This window comes from Desulfosediminicola sp., assembly GCF_048381775.1.
GTDB classification, from domain to species: Bacteria; Desulfobacterota; Desulfobulbia; order Desulfobulbales; family Desulfocapsaceae; genus Desulfopila; species Desulfopila ganghwensis.
The window spans coordinates 147,434-165,133 of the sequence record NZ_JBLXGE010000004.1; the positions used below are offsets into that span (position 1 = coordinate 147,434).

At 49.6% G+C, this 17,700-nt stretch carries 14 protein-coding genes; 5 read left to right on the forward strand and 9 right to left on the reverse strand.

Translation table 11 applies throughout. From position 1 onward, the window contains the following. Positions 1-13 precede the first annotated feature (13 nt). From ACN5NT_RS08305 to ACN5NT_RS08340, 8 genes are all read right to left on the reverse strand, one after another. Positions 14-805 (reverse strand): 4Fe-4S binding protein, encoded by a 792-nt coding sequence (locus tag ACN5NT_RS08305; protein WP_419175113.1) that lies wholly within the window; start codon positions 803-805, stop codon positions 14-16. A gap of 4 nt (positions 806-809) precedes the next feature. Then, positions 810-1,265: a hydrogenase iron-sulfur subunit gene (locus tag ACN5NT_RS08310; protein ID WP_267313990.1), complete on the reverse strand. Its 456-nt coding sequence runs from the start codon at positions 1,263-1,265 to the stop codon at positions 810-812. Positions 1,266-1,418: 153 nt separating this feature from the next. Further along, the gene (locus ACN5NT_RS08315) at positions 1,419-3,092 is read right to left on the reverse strand and encodes a CoB--CoM heterodisulfide reductase iron-sulfur subunit A family protein (RefSeq protein ID WP_136795993.1); all 1,674 of its coding nucleotides are present in this window, start codon (positions 3,090-3,092) and stop codon (positions 1,419-1,421) included. Between the two features lie 17 nt (positions 3,093-3,109). After that, positions 3,110-4,642, reverse strand: a complete 1,533-nt coding sequence (locus tag ACN5NT_RS08320) for a 4Fe-4S binding protein (RefSeq protein ID WP_419175114.1) — start codon at positions 4,640-4,642, stop codon at positions 3,110-3,112. 196 nt (positions 4,643-4,838) lie between these two features. Next, complete coding sequence (locus ACN5NT_RS08325) at positions 4,839-5,258, reverse strand: hydrogenase iron-sulfur subunit (protein ID WP_176360047.1); 420 nt, start codon at positions 5,256-5,258, stop codon at positions 4,839-4,841. Between the two features lie 21 nt (positions 5,259-5,279). Continuing rightward, positions 5,280-8,333 carry an FAD-dependent oxidoreductase gene (locus ACN5NT_RS08330; protein ID WP_419175115.1) on the reverse strand — a complete coding sequence of 1,018 codons (3,054 nt, stop codon included), beginning with the start codon at positions 8,331-8,333 and terminating at the stop codon, positions 5,280-5,282. Between the two features lies 1 nt (position 8,334). Further along, complete coding sequence (locus ACN5NT_RS08335) at positions 8,335-9,459, reverse strand: (Fe-S)-binding protein (protein WP_136795987.1); 1,125 nt, start codon at positions 9,457-9,459, stop codon at positions 8,335-8,337. A gap of 116 nt (positions 9,460-9,575) precedes the next feature. Continuing rightward, positions 9,576-10,892 (reverse strand): (Fe-S)-binding protein, encoded by a 1,317-nt coding sequence (locus ACN5NT_RS08340; RefSeq protein WP_419175116.1) that lies wholly within the window; start codon positions 10,890-10,892, stop codon positions 9,576-9,578. A gap of 741 nt (positions 10,893-11,633) precedes the next feature. On the opposite strand from ACN5NT_RS08340, the gene ACN5NT_RS08345 reads away from it, so the two are divergent. From ACN5NT_RS08345 to ACN5NT_RS08365, 5 genes are all read left to right on the forward strand, one after another. Beyond that, a complete protein-coding gene (locus tag ACN5NT_RS08345) occupies positions 11,634-12,023 on the forward strand; it encodes a hypothetical protein (RefSeq protein WP_419175117.1) in 390 nt (129 codons plus the stop codon). An 11-nt stretch (positions 12,024-12,034) separates the two neighbouring features. Next, complete coding sequence (dfsP, locus tag ACN5NT_RS08350; RefSeq protein ID WP_419175118.1) at positions 12,035-12,742, forward strand: DUF166 family (seleno)protein DfsP; 708 nt, start codon at positions 12,035-12,037, stop codon at positions 12,740-12,742. 218 nt (positions 12,743-12,960) lie between these two features. Next, positions 12,961-14,247, forward strand: coding sequence for a citrate synthase (locus tag ACN5NT_RS08355; RefSeq protein WP_419175119.1), 1,287 nt, complete (start codon positions 12,961-12,963; stop codon positions 14,245-14,247). Between the two features lie 317 nt (positions 14,248-14,564). Beyond that, complete coding sequence (locus ACN5NT_RS08360) at positions 14,565-14,948, forward strand: VOC family protein (RefSeq protein WP_419175120.1); 384 nt, start codon at positions 14,565-14,567, stop codon at positions 14,946-14,948. A gap of 78 nt (positions 14,949-15,026) precedes the next feature. Beyond that, the gene (locus ACN5NT_RS08365) at positions 15,027-15,824 is read left to right on the forward strand and encodes a DUF3786 domain-containing protein (protein ID WP_419175121.1); all 798 of its coding nucleotides are present in this window, start codon (positions 15,027-15,029) and stop codon (positions 15,822-15,824) included. A 6-nt stretch (positions 15,825-15,830) separates the two neighbouring features. On the opposite strand, the gene ACN5NT_RS08370 is transcribed toward ACN5NT_RS08365, so the two are convergent. Then, on the reverse strand, positions 15,831-17,339 hold the full coding sequence (locus ACN5NT_RS08370; protein WP_419175122.1) for a response regulator: 1,509 nt from the start codon (positions 17,337-17,339) through the stop codon (positions 15,831-15,833). Positions 17,340-17,700 lie beyond the last annotated feature (361 nt).

Sequence of the window (17,700 nt, forward strand, 5' to 3'; positions counted from 1 at the left end):
TAACTTTCAGCTACTACTTGTCGATCATGTTGAGCGGTGATCTCTGTCCGCGCCGCGTACCTGTTTGAAAATCGAACTGCTGATCCAGGATACTGTTCACCTTCTTGTACAGCGTCCTCAGCGGTATATTAGACGGACAGGCCTCTTCGCAGAGACCGCAATCTATACACCTGCCGACCATGTGCATGGCTCTGGTGTGGTGAAAGACCGGAATTTCAGGTGGCAATTGGCCACTTTTTACCAGTTCATCACACTTGAGACTGCAGTCATTGCAGAAACACATCGGGCAGACGTTCGAGCAGCCGTAACACTTGATGCATTTAACAAATTCATCCATCCAGAAAGAGAACCGATCTGTGAGCACCAGATTCTCGATCTCATTCACCGATGTGGACTCGCGACCTTCTGCTGCTTCTCCTGCAACAATTTCGGCAGGAAAAGGCGTTGCGCATTCACATGCATCGGCCAACTCCTGGGGGCAGGGGATACCGACGGTGACAACCTTGTCGGGACGCAGTTGATTCCAGGTGTAAAGTGTGGTCAGTGCCCTGTCGTCACAACCCCTGACGAGGATACCAAAAGTATCTTCGGGGTAGGCCTTGTGAATGTTCGTCAGATATTTAGTTAAAGGATATCTGGCATCTCCGGCTCCATTTCTGTTTCCCAGGTCGAGCATTTCAAGCTCGTCGATATTCTGGTAGAGATGCGGCGCGATATGGCCGTTTTTTCGAGCGAGCCCGAGAAAGCCCTTGATCTCGCCGGAGTCCAGCAACTCTTTAACTTTATCCTTAATAGCTTCAATCATATCCTCACCCTTCCGCAATGGCTTCAACCACATCACCTCGATAATCTTTTTTCAGAGGTGAAGGGCCAAGTTCGCGCAATTCTTCAATGAAGGTGTTGAATTCATGGACAAGTTCAGGTGCTTCTGCAGAGGAGATCCAGCTCGCTTTCAGTCGGCGCTGATCGATGCCGCTGAAATTCATGACTTCCTGCAGAACTGATACTCGTTTCTTGGTGGAATAATTACCATACAGGTAATTGCATTCGCCGAGGTGTCATCCGCCGACAAAGACACCGTCTACTCCCTTTTGAAAAGCAAGAAGTATATGGTGCGGAGACACGCTTCCACTGCACATAACCCGGACGGTACGAACATTTGCCGGGTACTGCAATCGACTGACCCCAGCCAGGTCAGCAGCGGCGTATGCTCACCAAGTACATAAAAAGCAAACAATTTTCGGTTCGAAAATATCGTTACTCATTTGTTGGTTCCTTTTTTCGTGAGTGGTTATCTCGCATTTCTTATTGAGATTGTGTTCGTACTAATTACCACAATGGTCATCAGAAATCCGGGTTAGTGCATTAACAAAGGTGTATCCAATGGGTTGAATGCAAACACATTTCCGGGATCTACATTAAATTGCTCGTATCTGTGCCAGTAACTGTTCAGGCCGATACCCCCGTAACACAGCGCTGTGAGAAGGGCAGGTTGAGGCGCAGTTGCCACAACCTTTACAGAGAATCTCTGTCACTTCACAGATGGCTGTTTTGCTGTTAAAGGTAATCGCGTCATAAGGGCAGACACTTATACAGCCCATACAACCGACACAGGTTTCTTCTGAGATCTCAGCCACAATTGCGCTTTTTACCAATTTATCCTTAAAGAGGATAGCTCCCACCCTGGAAGCAACACCGAGTCCCTGGGTCCTCGCCTCCACAGAGGTTGCCGGATAACGGGCGCTGCCGCAGACAAAGATGCCGTCAGCGGCAAAGTCTAAGGGGCGAAGTTTTGCATGGGCTTCTAAAAAGAAGCCGTTTTTATCGGTCGGCACGCGCATCAGGCTGGCGACATCGGTAGAATCTTCTCTGGCAATAAGCGGGGTTGAAAGGACAACCAGATCAGATTTAATCTCTTTCGGGGTACCGAGAACGGCCTGATCGAAGGTAACCTTGTCTCCTGAAACCTCTGGAATGGACTGACCGTCAAACACGTGGAAATGTATTCCCATACCCCTGGCATCCCAGAGCATCTGTTCTTTCACGTCGCCGTACATCTGCATATCGCGGTAGAGTACATGAACATTGGCAAGGGGGTATTGCCGTTTGATGTGCATGGCGTTTTTAACCGCGGTGAGGCAGCAGATGCGGGAGCAATATTCACGCTCTTCATTTCTGCTGCCTGCACACTGGATCATGACAATAGAGGTCGCGTTGAAGCTGTCCTTTTTGAGTCTTTGTTCCAGTTCATACTGGGTAATCACATTATCGCCGTTATGGCCCAGAAGACCATTCTCGATAAGCGGTACGGCCCCGGTGGCCACAACAATACAACCAACAGTGGCTTCTACCGGGCCATTACCACTATTTATGGCAACAGAGTAATTTCCGATGTAACCTTCGATTTTCTCGATGGTCGCGCTGGTGTATGAGGTGACTGCAGGAATTGCTGTTACTTTTTCAGCGAGGGCACCGATGGTGGCCTCAGATGATTCTCCATCGTCAAGCAGGTGAAGGTCGTTCATCAACCCTCCAAATCTCTCCTGCTTTTCCACCAGCACGACCTCAAGACCCATTCCTGCCAATGCCTCTGAGGCAGATAATCCAGCAATACCTCCGCCGATTATGAGTACTTTACGGTTCAGATCAGACTCGATATCGTCTTGAGGTTCGAGGGTGGTACTTTTCGCCACACCCATTCGCACCAGATCCTTGGCTTTGCTGGTGGCGATATCACGTTGGCCCATATGTACCCAGGAGCATTGATCACGAATGTTGACCATCTCGAAGAGATATGGATTCATACCGGCTTCCTCACAAGAGGAGGAAAACAACGGGTGGTGTGTTCGGGGTGAGCAGGAAGCAACCACGACCCGGTTCAGTTCATGGTCCTTAATTGCCTTTTGAATTTCGACAATGCCGGACTCTGAGCAAGTGTAGAGGTTTTCCTTGGTATAAACCACACCGGGAAGAGTCGCTGCATATTCGGTTACCGATGTGCAGTCGAGATGTCCGGCGATGTTGGATCCGCAATCGCAGATAAATACCCCGACCCGCAAACTCTCTTTTTTGTTTGTACTCTTCTTATCCATGTCGATGTATACCTTTATCAAGATACCTTGAGGAGTTTTTCCGTAGTTACAGCCTGCACGGCGCGAGAGGCAGCGCTTGATGCCTGAGCTACCGATTCAGGGATATCCATTGGCGAATGGGCACAGCCGCAGACAAAAATACCTTCTTTGGTGGTATCAAGCGGGCTGTTACGGCTGGTTTTGAAAAAGCCGAACTTGTTGAGTTCGATATCGAGTATACCGGCCAGATCTTTCATGCCACTGGTAGGCGCACAGGCAGTGGCCAGGACAACCATGTCGAATTCCTCACGCTTGACTTTCTGTTCCTGGGTGTCTTCGTAGACAAGTACAGGATTGTCGTTGGCACCTCTGACAATCTCTGCTACACGGCTGCGCTTATAGGTGATGTTCGAATTATTACTGCCGCGTACTTTGTACTCTTCAAATCCCTTACCGACCGCCCGTATATCCATGCCGAAGATCACAGAGGTAGTATCATTGTCGTGCTCATGGGCGATAATTGCCTCTTTAATAGAGTGCATGCAGCAATAGCCGGAGCAGAAGGGATAGAAGCGAAGGTCGCGTGAGCCTACGCACTGGATGAAGGCGAGTTTCTTGGCTGTGGTAAAGTTTGCAGCACGTTCTTGCAAGTCTTTCAGTTCGGCTGTCAGGGCCTGATGCTCAATATATTTAGCTGCCCACTGGTCAAGATTGTCATCTCCGCCTGAACCGTTTTGCTGATATTCAGCGTAAAAATCGGCAGAGCTTTTGCCGTGCTTGTCTTCGAAACGAGTCAAGCCCCTGGCACCGCGGCCTTCGAGTTTTTCAAGTTCAGCGATTTTGTTGGTTACAGCGATATCTGACGGGCGATCCAAATGTCCGTGGGTCGGTCCGCTGGCGCTCAAGAAACGCTCGAACTCCATGGCTGTTATCACGTTGGGCAGATCACGATACCTGTATTCCGGGATTTGCGAAGGGTCGAAAATGTCGTATCCGACTGAGCTGATAATTGCGCCGATATCGAGTGTTACAACCTCATCTTTCTGCTCAAAATCAATCGCGTTTGCTTCACATTTTTTCTGGCAGATTCCGCACTTTTTGCCATTGAAGACACGACAGTGGTCGGTATCTATGGCGTGGGTGGAGGGAATACCCTGGGCAAACCAGCTGTAGATTGCCTTTCTGGTGGAGTGCTTCTCATTATAAAGATCAGGTACATCTGTCGGGCATTTCTCGGTGCAGGCTCCGCAGCCGGTACACTTGTCGGCGTCGACGTAGCGGGCTTTCTTACGCACCTTGACCTTGAAGCAGCCAGCGCTGCCGGAAACTTCTTCAACGTCACTGTATGCCATCAACTCTACATTGGGATGTCGACCGACATCCAGCATCTTAGGCGAGAGGATTCAGATGGCGCAGTCATTGGTAGGGAAGGTCTTGTCGAGCTGGGCCATTTTCCCGCCGATACTTGGCAGGGTTTCGACAAGGTAAACCTTGAAGCCCATTTCGGCCAGATCCAATGATGACTGTATGCCTGCGATACCGCCACCAATAACAAGCATGTCCTTGTTCACTATCGACCTCCTGTATTATGGGTAGGAGCCTGTTGTATTAAGCTCTTTTTCCCAACTCTTCATTATCGAGCAAAATAACTGCTCGCAATATATTGTGTATGGCTCCGCTAATTCTGCTAAACGGTTTGGAGTCTCGAAAAATCTCCTGCCTGAATGGTGAAAGACATCAATTCCCCACCCGTGGACTCCTGCGGCTCTATGCTGCTTCTTCTATTGCCAGAGGCCCAAGGGACTCGATTTCTTGCGAGAACTTTGTAGCGACCTCGGCGAACTTGGTTCCTTCGGCTGAAGAGATCCATTCGAGTCGTACCCGCCTTGGGTCGATACCGAGTATTTCGGCAAGCTGTTTTGCTGATCCGAACATTTTCTCCGCTTTTACATTACCGTCCAGGTAATGGCAGTCACCGATGTGTCAGCCAGCCACAAGGACGCCGTCGGCACCATTTTTAAAGCCTTCGAGGATGAAGTTCGGATTAATCCTTCCTGAACACATCACGCGTACGATCCTGAGGGTAGGGGGATACTGAAACCGGCTGACACCGGCCAGATCCGCCGCCGAATAGGCGCACCAGTTACAGGCAAAGACCAGTATATTCGGTGTAAATTCCACGGACATTTTTTCTTCCTTACAATGTGGTTATCTGTCAAACGCCGTTTCAACCATAGTCAGAACTTCTTCATCGCCAAAGTGGCGTACAGAGGCGGCTCCGGTGGGGCAGGCAACGGCGCACATGCCGCAACCTTTACAGAGGGCTTCCTGAACATTTGCGACTTTAACTCCATCTGCGTTTTCAATGACGCTGATCGCATTGAACGGGCAGGCTGTCTCGCATTCGCCACAACCGCGGCACATGAATTCCTGTACATAGGAGACCACGCCTTCAACGGTTAAACTGTCTTTAGAGAGAGTCACCGCTGCACGAGATGCGGCTGCGGCCGCCTGGGCGATGGATTCCTCTATTGGCTTCGGATAGTGGGCCATGCCTGCTAAAAAGATACCAGCGGTGGCGAACTCTACCGGGCGCAGCTTGGCATGGGCCTCATTAAAGAAGTTATCACTGTTGCAGGAGAGCTTGAACATCTGGGCCAGTGGTTCGTTGTTACGAGGTTCAATGGCAGCAGCGAGAACCAGCAGGTCGACTCCAAGTTCAATATCAAGCCCTATCACGTGATCTTTAACGGTGATGGCAAGTCCGTCATCGGTGGCAGCCACCCTGGGTTTACCGTCCAGATCGTAGCGGATAAAAATGACGCCTTTTTCCCTCGCTTCTTTGTACAATGTCTCTCGTCGGCCGTAGGTACGTATATCCCGGTACATGACAAAGACATCACGGTCCGGGTTGGTATCTTTGAAATTGATCGCAGACTTTATGGAATGGGTGCAGCACACCTTTGAACAGTAGGGGTGCCCGGTTTCGCGCGAACCTACGCACTGTATAAAGGCGATAGAGCCAGCTTTGGCGATTGTATCATTGCCACCTTCACCCAGAGCACGATCAAGATCCAGATGGGTCATGACGCGGTCGTCCTGACCATAGAGATATTCGGTCGGTACGCTCTCGACGGCACCTGTGGCTATGATAACCGCGCCGTGGTTGAGTTGTTGCTCTGTACCGTTCTGGTTTATAGTGGTTTCAAAGTTGCCGATAAAGCCGGAAGCGGATTTAATCGTGGTTTCAGGATGGACAGTTACGCCAGGATGATCTTCAATTCCTTTGACCATATCGGCCAGCTTTTCCTGAATCGATTCGCCTTGCCAGGTTTTACCGAGGACCCTGGCGTTACCGCCAAGCTCTTTTTGCTCTTCGACCAGATGTACCTGAAAGCCCTGGTCGGCAAGGCCCAGTGCAGAAGTCATACCGGCAATGCCGCCGCCGATAACAAGAGCGCTTCGATCAACACCGATTGTGGGTTGGCTCAAGGAAGTGATGAGTCTGGTTCGGGCTACAGACATGCGAACCAGGTCTTTGGCTTTCTGCGTTGCGGCTTCTTTGTCGTCGCTGTGAACCCAGGAGCATTGGTTGCGGATGTTGGCCATCTCGAACAGGTACTTGTTCAGGCCGGCATCACGCATGGTTTCCTGAAAGAGTTCTTCATGGGTTCTGGGAGTACAGGCGGCGACGACGACCCGGTTGAGCCCTTCTTTTTCTATCACCTCTTTGATCTTCATCTGGCTGTCCTGACTGCAGGTGAAGAGATTTTCTTCAACGTAGCTGACTCCGGGCAGGCTCCTGGCCATCTCGGCCACTGCAGGCACATCGACTATACCGCCGATGTTGGTGCCGCAATTACAGACAAATACACCGATTTTCGCTTCCTCGGTGGTGATATCCTTTTCTGCCGGGTACTCCTTGGTTTTGGTGAGAGCACCACGCGCTTTGGCCAGATCAGCCTCGGCCCAGCAGGCGGCTGCGCTCGCCTCCATAACGGAGTAGGGAATATCCTTGGGCTCCTGAAAGGCGCCGCAGACGTACACTCCCTGGCGTGACGTTTTGACCGGGGAAAAACAGTCGGTTGCGGCAAAGTTGTCGGAGTTCAGTTTGATATCGAGTGTGCCGGCCAGGTCGATGACCTCTTTTGGGGTCTCCATGCCGACGGAGAGCACTACCATGTCGAATACTTCTTCATGGGTGGTACCGGCATCATCGACGTAGCGAAGCTGCAGGCTTTTAGTCTCTCGGTCCTCGACGATGGAGTGGACTCTGGTTCTGACGAAGCGCACCCCCTGTTCTTCACGGGCACGATCGTAATAGGCTTCGAAATCTTTGCCGTAGGTCCGCATATCCATGTAGAATATGGCGGTGTCCAGGTCATTCGGCGCATGTTCTTTGGCGATAACCGCTTCTTTTACAGCGTACATGCAGCAGACTGAAGAACAGTAGCCATGATCACAGCGATTGATGTCCCGTGAGCCTATACACTGCAGCCAGGCGATTTTCTTGGGTTCCTCACCATCTGAAGGGCGAACCAGATGCCCCTGGTATGGGCCGGTGGCACTGAGGATACGCTCCATCTCCATGGATGTGATGACGTTGGCATAGTTGCTGTACTGATAGTTGTCAAGATCGGAGGGGTCGAATGCGGCAAAGCCTGGTGCCAGGATTACAGAGCCGACGTTGAGAACTGTAGTGATCTCTTTCTGATCGAAATCTACGGCTCCGGTTGGGCAGACCTTGGCGCAAAATCCGCACTTGCCTTTCTTGAAATAAATACAGGTGTCAGCGTCGATGGCATATTTAAGTGGTACAGCCTGTGGGTTATCGACGTAGATCGCCTTTCTCTTGGCTAAATCTGCGTTAAAGGGGTCGCTGACTTTCTTGGGACATTTTACCGCGCACTCTCCACAGGCGATACACTTGTCCATATCCACGTAACGGGGGTGTTCGACAAGTTCCACCTCAAAGTTCCCTGCTTCGCCTTTGAGGGAGGTGATTTCAGATAAGGTTTTAAGCTCTATGTTCAGGTGCCGGCCGACCTCGACCAGTTTCGGTGAGATTACTCACATCGCACAGTCATTGGTGGGGAAGGTCTTGTCCAGCTGAGCCATTACCCCGCCAATGGAGGCGGATTTTTCTACCAGATATACATAAAAACCTGAATCCGCGAGGTCGAGAGCTGTCTGCATTCCGGCGATACCGCTGCCGACAACGACTACAGAGCCTTGAACATTCTGAGGATTTGTTGAGCTCATCTCATTTCTCCAATTCTATGTTCTCTGAAAGGTAGGAGTAAAGATCCTTTACCTCTACATCGATATCCGTATTCGATTTCGCGCAGGAGAGATGTATCTGGCACTTTGGACAGGCGGTGATAATGGTGCCGGCACCTGCTCTCTCGGCCTCCTGCAGTCGTTTTATCTGCATGGTTTTGGAGCATGAAGAACACTCCATCCAGGCTGTGGTTCCGCAGCAGACGGCATTCTCCCTGTTGTTTTCCATCTCTCTGAGATCGGAGTCAGGGATGAGGCCGAGCAGGCTGCGTGGTTCTTCATATATGCCTGCTCTGCGTCCGAGGCGGCATGGATCGTGGTACGTTACGGAGCCATTACCGGAAGGGTTGAAGGAGACATCGGCTTTGGGCAGTTCCCTGGCTAAAAATTCAGAGATGTGAATGATCTCGAAGGGGAGTTCGCCGACAATGGCCGGGTAGCTTTCCATGAAGATTGAATATCCTTCAGGGCAGGAGAAGATAACCGTTTTCGCGCCGGAGGCCTTGATAGTCTCCACATTCTTTTTAGCGAGTTTGGCAAAGAGTTGCTCGTTACCACTCCAGAAGGCGTCGTGGCCACAGCAACGTTCATTATTGCTGACAACCGGCTCAATTCCCATTTTGTTCAGAACTTTCAGGATGGATTTGGCGCTATCGATCATCTGCAGATCGAGGTATTTGAAAACAACATCCTGATAGGGCAGGCAACCAACGAAGAAAAAGTAATCGCCTTTCTCCTGAATTTTGCCGCTCTCTTCGGCCCAGCTTATGCGATTTTGCTTGAGGTCGCCGGACTGCAGAGTAGTGAGGGTCTGGAACACGCCGTGGTGGCTTTCGCGGGGAAGGTTGCCGGCTGCTATGGCTTTTTCGCGGTAGGTTCTGATAAATTCAGGGAAGTCGATCCCCACCGGACAGCGGTCGCTACAACGCGAACAACTCAGACATGCCCAGATATCTTTCGACTTCAGTATATCTCCGTCTGGCTCCACCAGGGTTCTTTTTATCATTTGCCTTGGCGAGAAACCGGGGAGGTCGTAGCTGACCGGGCAACTACCTGTACATACCCCGCACTCCATGCAATAGTCGATCTGCTGTTTCGTGAGTTGCATACTAAAACCTAGTTATGTTGTGATAAGTTCTACGGTTAGCTGCAAAACTTCAGGATGGCCTGGTAGCGCCTGAAGACAACCTCCTGAAGGTTCTATTCTGCTCTTTGGGTTCCACCCTAAAATGCGGTTTCCGGGTGGAACACGTTGACATCCCTCAAATCGTCTTCAAGATAGGCACGCTCATTAGGACCAAGAATGCCCAGTGAGAGAGCTAGCAATGTCCAGAAGTGTACGACTCCGTAATTCCCGCCGAAATGGTGGGAGAGTTCATGGATCTGGGCATGGCAGTTATGGCAGCCGGCGATGCAGTATTGCGCGCCTGTAGCCTTAATCTGCTCGTCTTTGATGCGGCCATATTCGAGTCTCTGGTCCTTGAACCCGGACTGGAGGAAACCACCACCGCCGCCGCAGCAATAGTTATTCGACTTGTTGGGATACATCTCGACAACGTTTTCTTCACCAACGACCGCCTTGATGGCATAGCGGAATTCTTCGGCTATAGCGTCACCATAACTTTTACGAACGATCTGGCAGGGGTCCTGAATAGTGAACTTGATGCCGAGTTCCTTGTTCCAGTCTGAGTTGGGCTTGAGCTTGCCTTCCCTGATCCACTTGCCGTAATATTCGTAGATGTTTTTTACGTCGAAGTTATGGTCGATGTTGAATTTTTTCAGTCCGGCCCGGACTGCGAAGGTCACGTGACCTCACTCGGTATTGAGATACGTCTTGCACCTTAAGGCGTCCGCCCTCTCGGCCTTGGCCCTGACGATATGTTCCCAGTTTTCATTGTCGGCAAGGAACAGACAGTAGTTTTCGCCGCCCCAGGCAGTGGAGCTGTAGGTCCAGTTCGCTCCGGCCAGATGGAGAATCTTCCAGAGCGGGACCATTTCGTCCGGCTCGGTCATCGGCTCTCTGGAGTTCTGGTTCAGGAAAAATTCGGCACCCTCCTTATCTATAGGGGCTTCCATGTCGGCAAATTCAGGCTGGGACTCACGGTACTCTTCAAGTACATCGTTGACCACGAAGATGAAATCTTCAGTGGGTGTTCCCATTGCGGTTTTGGATTCGCTTTTAACCGCAACGTCGCATGAACCCCGGATACCTTTGGGACGCTCGTCGCGAGGGCGTAATGCCCGAATGTTGAAAATCATCTGGGGAATGTCAATCTGCATAGGGCATACATAAACGCAGCGTTGACACATGGTACACATCCACGGCCAGTCGGACTTCAGCACTTCTTCGTCCATGCCGAGTACCAGCATTCGTAAGAACTTTCTGGGGTCCATGCCCTCGAGACCGGAGGCAGGACAACCCGAGGAACAGAGTCCACAGGTGAGACATAGGCTGAGGTTGCCGTCGGGCAACAGCTTCTTGATGTCGTCCAAAAAAGAACTTTCGGCTTTTCCTTTAATCTTTATTGCCGTGTCAGCCATAATCTGAATTCCTTCTAAATGGATATTTATAAGGGTGATAAGCCGGGCTTTGGTAATAATTCAGGTGCCATATATGGGTGCGGTTCCGGTTGGGGACCGCCTCAAATACTCAATTGGAACACTCCGCAGACTAGCTCATTTGACCCTTGTTAGCAACTTTTTTCAAAGCATTTTAGATAAATGATCGAGGAGGGAAACTCTGAGCTGTGTATGGTCCTTAACCCCCCGGTTTGAAATGGTTAATGAAGGCACAGGTGGTGACGGGAAATCCCGCTGCACGATTGTGCAAATTGTTCGTTATTGTGCAGTGCAAAGCGTAGTATGGCTGCATGAAATGGTCATGAATGGTGCGGCAACCTATTTGGATTGAAACACTATTTTTCAATTCTGTTTATGGGTGGCACACGTCAAAAAAATGATGAGATTCGTTCCGGCCATTTCGAGATGGTATTTTGTAATCGATCGGGAAGGGGGAATGCTTTGTGAGCGAATTCTCACATGTTGGAAGATATTGTCTCGGGAGTTGGCCCGTAAATCTAACAACGCAGCGATATCATGATCATCAGCTGAAAGAGAATTGCAAGATATGCTGGTGATTGAGTAACTTCTATGTCCCATGATCGTTCGGTTTTGCAAAGAAAATGATGAAAACACAATGAAAGGACGTATAATAAACTTCTGAATCTTTTGATGCGTAAAAGCTTGTTGTGGAGGCCTGCAATAAAAGTATGGTGAGGATAAATGGGTAAAGATTTTATTCAAGTAACATTCGATTCAAACGATGTTCGGGAATGCAGCAGTGTTATCCTGGTTCCGGAGAAAGCCATGGAGGAACCCGGATATATCAAAACCATGTCGGTTGGTGAGGTAGCCAATATCAAACATGAGTTTCACGCCATGGCACAAATGGCGTATTACCAGTATCAGGATGATGAGCTTGATATTGTGTCAGTAGGGGGTGTAATCTCGGTATCACAAGGCGACATGTTGGAAAAACTTGATTCGGGCATGGTGATTTGTCGAGATCCTGATGGTGAGTTTCAGGTAGTTATCCATGCACAGTTGAATCGCAAAAAAATGCTAGAGACCACCAATCGGTATTGTACCCGTTGGGTCCGTCTTGACATCTGATTGATAACGATATGGAGGACAAAGTGGGCGAGGTTGACAGGGTAGGGGCTGGAATAGATGGCCGGAAACAACAAAAGATAACAGTTTTTCAGCAACACGGCAGTGGAGAAAGAAAAATTGCCGGCATCAGGAAATATGCCAAAGAGAGCATAGAGCTGGAAGTCATCTCGATCGATGAATCGTTGCCGCCGGTGATAGATGATGGGCGTGACTACCTGCCAGGGGTGATCGATGCCGACCTTGTGCTCGATTTTCTCAAGCACGAAGACCTGTCCCATGACCTTGTGGCGATCTGTCACCAGCAAAATATCCCGGTTATCTCTTCAGGAAAGAAGCTGGTATCAAAATGGGTGCTTACACCTCCCACCTGATGTGGCCTTCCCAGGCAGGATGGTCTGGGCGAATATGGCGATCGTTTCGGTGCACCTGAATACGAAGTGGAAGTTGAGGATGACAAAATAGCGGAGGTTCATGTGGTACGTGGCGCGTCCTGCGCTGCGACCTGGGAAGCGGCCCTGCGATTGATTGGCACACCAATAGATGATGCTGCCCGTAAGATGGGCATTGAGTCCCAGTTCTTCTGTTCGGCTAATCCTGCCGGCTGGGATCCGATTTATGGTAAGAGTCCGGTGCATTTTGCCGGTAAAGTACACGCCAAAGCTATTGGCGACGCGTTAGAAAGGGCTTTAACAAAACTTTCATCAGGAACCGATGGCTGATATCGTACAATGATAGAGTACAGATTGTTGCAAGTAGTCTCATTCCCGTCTGTGATCATTGGCCGAAAAGAGTATACCCGGAAACGATGCTACCTGGGCGAGAGGATTCTGTTACGAATATAGGTGTTGATTTTTGACTGGAAATCATTATCAAATAAAAGAGGTACTTATAAACACGAGACATTTTCATTACCCTACTTTAAAGCATGGGGGACGTTATGAGCGATAAGGCCATCCTGAGTTTAGATGGGAAGAAGTTTGAATTTGATCTGTTCACCGGTACTGAGGACGAGCGCTGTATTGATATAACCAACCTGAGAAAGGAAACGGGTTACATCACTATGGATCAGGGGTTCGGAAATACCGGGTCCTGTTTTTCAGATATCACTTTTGTGGATGGCGCCAAGGGTATACTTCGTTATCGTGGTTATCCGATAGAGGAACTTGCCGAAAAAGCCACCTTTGTGGAAACCGCGTATCTGATCTTGTATGGCGAACTGCCCTCGGCGGATGAATTACGAGGTTTTTCAAATTCGCTGAGAGAGCATGCGCCGCTGCATACGAATCTGAAGCACCATTTCGAGGGCTTGCCTTCGGATGCTCCGCCGATGGCTATTCTGTCGGCCATGCTGAACATGGTTTCCTGCTTTCATCCTGAAGTGCTTGATGTTCATACCAAAGGTGCCGGCTTTGACCGCACTGCCGCGCTGCTGCTTTCGAAAGTGCGAACCATAGCCGCCTGGGCGTACAGGATGGCGGTCGGCAAGCCATTCAATCATCCGAACCCGAATTTCAGCTACTGTTCCAATTTCCTGCACATGATGTTTTCGGAACCGTATCAGGAATATATACCATCGCCGGTAGTGGAGAAGGCTTTAAATCTGTTTCTGGTGCTTCATGCCGACCACGAGCAGAACTGTTCCACCTCAACCGTTCGGGTGGTCGGCAGTTCACGCGCCAATCTGTTCAGTTCCGTATCCGCCGGTGTCTGTGCCCTTTGGGGGCCGCTGCACGGTGGCGCAAATTCAGCTGTCATCCAGATGCTTGAGGAAATCAAGGAATCTGGGCGGCCGCTTACCGATTATATCAAAATGGCGAAAGCCAAAAACAACACCTTCAGACTGATGGGTTTTGGTCACAGGGTGTATAAGAATTTTGATCCCCGCTCGCTGATCCTGAAAAAGGCTGTGGATGAGGTACTGCATGAACTCAACATGGAGGACCCGCTCCTTGATATCGCCCGTGAGCTTGAGGAGAAAACTCTGCAGGATGATTATTTCAAGGAGCGAAATCTCTACCCGAATGTCGATTTCTATTCAGGTATCCTGTTGAGAGCAATTGGAATTCCGCTGAACATGTACCCGGTAATGTTTGCCATTGGCCGTATGCCGGGCTGGATTGCCAACTGGCATGAACTCCATGCACATAAGCAAAGGATTTCACGGCCAAGACAAATCTACACGGGATCCAATACCCGCAGCTACAAGCCGATTGAAGAAAGGTAAGGTGATAACTGACGGAATTCTTCTCATTTTTTCTGGAAAATTATTATAGTCAAGGGGAGAGCATTGCACGATGCTCTCCCCTTGTTCGCATGGAGAGGAGTGTTCAACTCAGCAGCCTGGTAACCAGGCGATGGTACAACACTTAAATCTAGGTATGGAAAGCTTTTAGAAGTGGATTTTTCAGGAAGCCTGATGAAACATTTCAGGATCGACAACAAAAAAATGGGATAGAATGTAGCTCACGTGTCAGTTGAATTCTGGACGAACCGCGCCATGTTTTCTTTGTGGAATGGGGTCACAAGTCAAAAGGAGAGAGAATGGCTGAAAATAACAAGATCAGTTATGTTGAATTTCCGGCAATAAACCTGAAAGCAACCAAAAAATTCTTTAATGAAGCTTTTGGCTGGACCTTTACCGATTACGGTGAAGAGTACACCTGTTTCTTTGACCAGGGGATAAATGGGGGCTTTTACCGGGCTGACATTGCAGCGATGGTGCAAACCGGCTCTGCCTTGATAATATTGTATAGTGAAGATCTTGAAGCAATCAGGGAGAAGGTTGTCGGAGCAGGTGGCAGGGTGGTGCGGCCGATTTTTTCATTTCCCGGGGGGCGGCGTTTTCACTTTACTGAGCCAAGCGGCAATGAGCTGGCTGTCTGGTCTGATTTTAGCCCGGAAGGTTTGAAAATATCAGAAGAATAGCTGAAATGGCGGCTGGTGGAAATTACCGCCCCGGCAATTGAAGTAAAGTTTTTTTAGAGCGTTTCAAGGAGAGATTTGATGCCTGGCCAAAATGCAATGCAGATTTTCACGCTTCTCGATAAATCCAACTGCGGCAAATGTGGGGACAAGACCTGCCTTGCTTTTGCCGGTGCGGTCTTCACCGGCAGAAAATCAATTGATGCCTGCCCCACTCTGGAAAAGGATATCAAGGAGCGTTTCAGATCCCCGGGAAATGATGGGGCCGAAGCAGCAGAAGATTATTTAGAGGAGATGACATCCCAACTGGCCACACTGGATTTTTCCTCAGCGGCGGAGCGTTCCGGGGCAACCCTGAAAAATGGCTGGATTTCCGCCAGGGTGATGGGTAAAGAATTCAGGGTCAACAGGGAGGGGCGGTTCTCATCAGATATCCACATCACCAACTGGGTTACCGGGCCGTTTCTCAGTTATATCCTGCATGGAAAAGGGCTTGAGCCCACCGGGAACTGGATTACCTACCGTGAAGTAGACGGTGGCAGGGAGCGTTACGGCCTCTTTCAGCAGCGCGCAGAGGCAGATCTGCGAAAAGTTGCTGATGCCTATCCTGATCTTTTCAGGGATATGGTGGAGGTATTCCAGGGGAGTGAGGTTGAGAACCAGTTTGAGGCTGATATTTCAGTGGTGTTGATGCCGCTGCCCAAGGTGCCGGTGATGATAAGTTACTGGTTGCCCGAGGATGGCCTTGAGTCAAGCCTCAATATCTTTTTTGATGAAACGGTGAATGACAATCTGGGTAATGACGGCATTTATTCGATTTGTACAGGCCTGACTACAATGTTTGAAAAGCTGGCTGAACGACATGGGTTCAAGATGTAAGGATCATCATTTACTGTATGTATCGTTACAGGGAAGCATTATTGAGAATGCAGTTCCTCTCCCGTAACTACTCTCAACAGATATCTTTCCATTCAGGGAATCGACGATTGATTTTACAATGGCCAGACCAAGGCCCGTTCCATGTATGGTGCGGGTCTGCTGGTCTTTTACCCTGTAGAACCTATCGAATATATGGTCGATATCTTCCGCCGGAATACCATAACCTGAATCCTTGATCTGAATATATACCTGGCTGTTGTCAGCCTTTGCCTGCACTGTTATTGTTGTATTTTCAGGTGAGTATTTGATGGCATTGGTCAGGAGATTGGTGAAGATTTCTTCCATGTGGCGTGGCACCGCAGTTATTACCGGGAGCGTGCTTTCCAGTTGCAGTTCAATGGCAATTTTTTTGGCGTCGGCTCGAGGGCTATGGAAAGAAACCTGGTCCTGCAGGAGAGCGGTAAGGTCAACATCCTCATATTCATAGCTGATCAGGCCTGATTCGATTCTGGAAAGATCGAGCAGATCGGTGACGAGTTTGTCGAGATTTTTGATCTTTCCAGAAGCTCGTTCTAGAATTTCCTGTTGTTTATCAGTAACCTCTCCGGCCAGACCGTCCATAATGACGCTTAATTGCATCAACACCGAGTTGATCGGGCTGCGGATTTCATGGGAGACCATGGAGACAAAATCGGATTTCATCTGTTCGATCTGTTTGGCAGCGGTGATGTCGTGGAGCAGGGTGATAGTACCAAGATTCTGCTCTGAACGACCACGATACGGTGAGCAGTGGAGGCTCAATATTTTATCAGGCTCCCCGTTGCCGGAATTGACAATGAGTTCAGTATTGATCTCATGTTCACCGCTTTCACTTGCAGGGGTGGAGAGGGCAGATTCGATGGTCTCAAGGAGCAGTTTGTTTGGGAATTTGTCGCCAATTTTATTACCTATCAGTGAGCCGTCCCGGGCACCGATCATTTTTTTGAAAGAGGGGTTGGCGAGCACCACCCGTTTTTCCATGTCTGTGATCAGTACACCATCATGTAGCTTATTAACCATGACCCGCATGCGTGACTTGTTGGTGGCGATATCCTGCAGGGCGTGGGTGTAGCGAAGAGACTTGGTAACGACCGCTTTGAGCTGATCGGGCGTAAATGGTTTGGGGATAAAGTCAAAAGCCCCTTTTTTCATTGCCTCAATGGAATGTTCCAGCGTTGCATAACCGGTTATGACAATGACAACCGTGTCGGGATCGATATCACGGACTCGTGAAAGGAGTTCAAACCCGGACATATTCGGCATGACCAGATCCAGCAGCAGGATATCAAAGTGATGATCTTCAATTAGCTTAAGCCCCTCTGCTCCATCAGCAGCGGCTTGAACCTCGAACCCCATGGTTTGCAGAATCAGTGAACATGCTTCACGTATTCGTGGTTCGTCATCTACAACAAGAATATTGGGACAGAGAAGAGTCTCGGCAGAAGCTTGTAGAACTGTGGGCGGTGTCTGGGCCATGCGAACCCCCGTGGTTAACCATCAGGTACCTGAAAAAGTTTCACCTGGAATTGTGCTGTTAATACCAATATTAGGCAGCAGTAAGTCGGAGCGGCTGCACCAGGCATGGTAATACAGCATTTACTCTTTTGGAATAGATTTTTCCCGTACATGGTTGGCAAGTGGTAATGAGGTGAAAATAGCGCAACCGTGCCTGACCGGCAAGTGGTTCGAAAGGGCGTGTCCACGACTGCGAACCAGTCATTCTTTCAGACAACTGAAAAAAGGCGAGTTCAAAAAACTCATATGCAATTTCCAGCCATTCAGGTCATGGGGCAGCAGTCCTTTCAGTACTCGAGGGTATAACAACGAACTGTAATAT

Coding starts and splice junctions, on each gene's coding strand:
- ACN5NT_RS08305 (WP_419175113.1), bottom strand. CDS start 805: ATGATTGAAGCTATTAAGGATAAAGTTAAAGAGTTGCTGGACTCCGGC.
- ACN5NT_RS08315 (WP_136795993.1), bottom strand. CDS start 3,092: ATGGATAAGAAGAGTACAAACAAAAAAGAGAGTTTGCGGGTCGGGGTA.
- ACN5NT_RS08335 (WP_136795987.1), bottom strand. CDS start 9,459: ATGCAACTCACGAAACAGCAGATCGACTATTGCATGGAGTGCGGGGTA.
- ACN5NT_RS08345 (WP_419175117.1), top strand. CDS start 11,634: ATGGGTAAAGATTTTATTCAAGTAACATTCGATTCAAACGATGTTCGG.
- ACN5NT_RS08355 (WP_419175119.1), top strand. CDS start 12,961: ATGAGCGATAAGGCCATCCTGAGTTTAGATGGGAAGAAGTTTGAATTT.
- ACN5NT_RS08360 (WP_419175120.1), top strand. CDS start 14,565: ATGGCTGAAAATAACAAGATCAGTTATGTTGAATTTCCGGCAATAAAC.
- ACN5NT_RS08365 (WP_419175121.1), top strand. CDS start 15,027: ATGCCTGGCCAAAATGCAATGCAGATTTTCACGCTTCTCGATAAATCC.
- ACN5NT_RS08370 (WP_419175122.1), bottom strand. CDS start 17,339: ATGGCCCAGACACCGCCCACAGTTCTACAAGCTTCTGCCGAGACTCTT.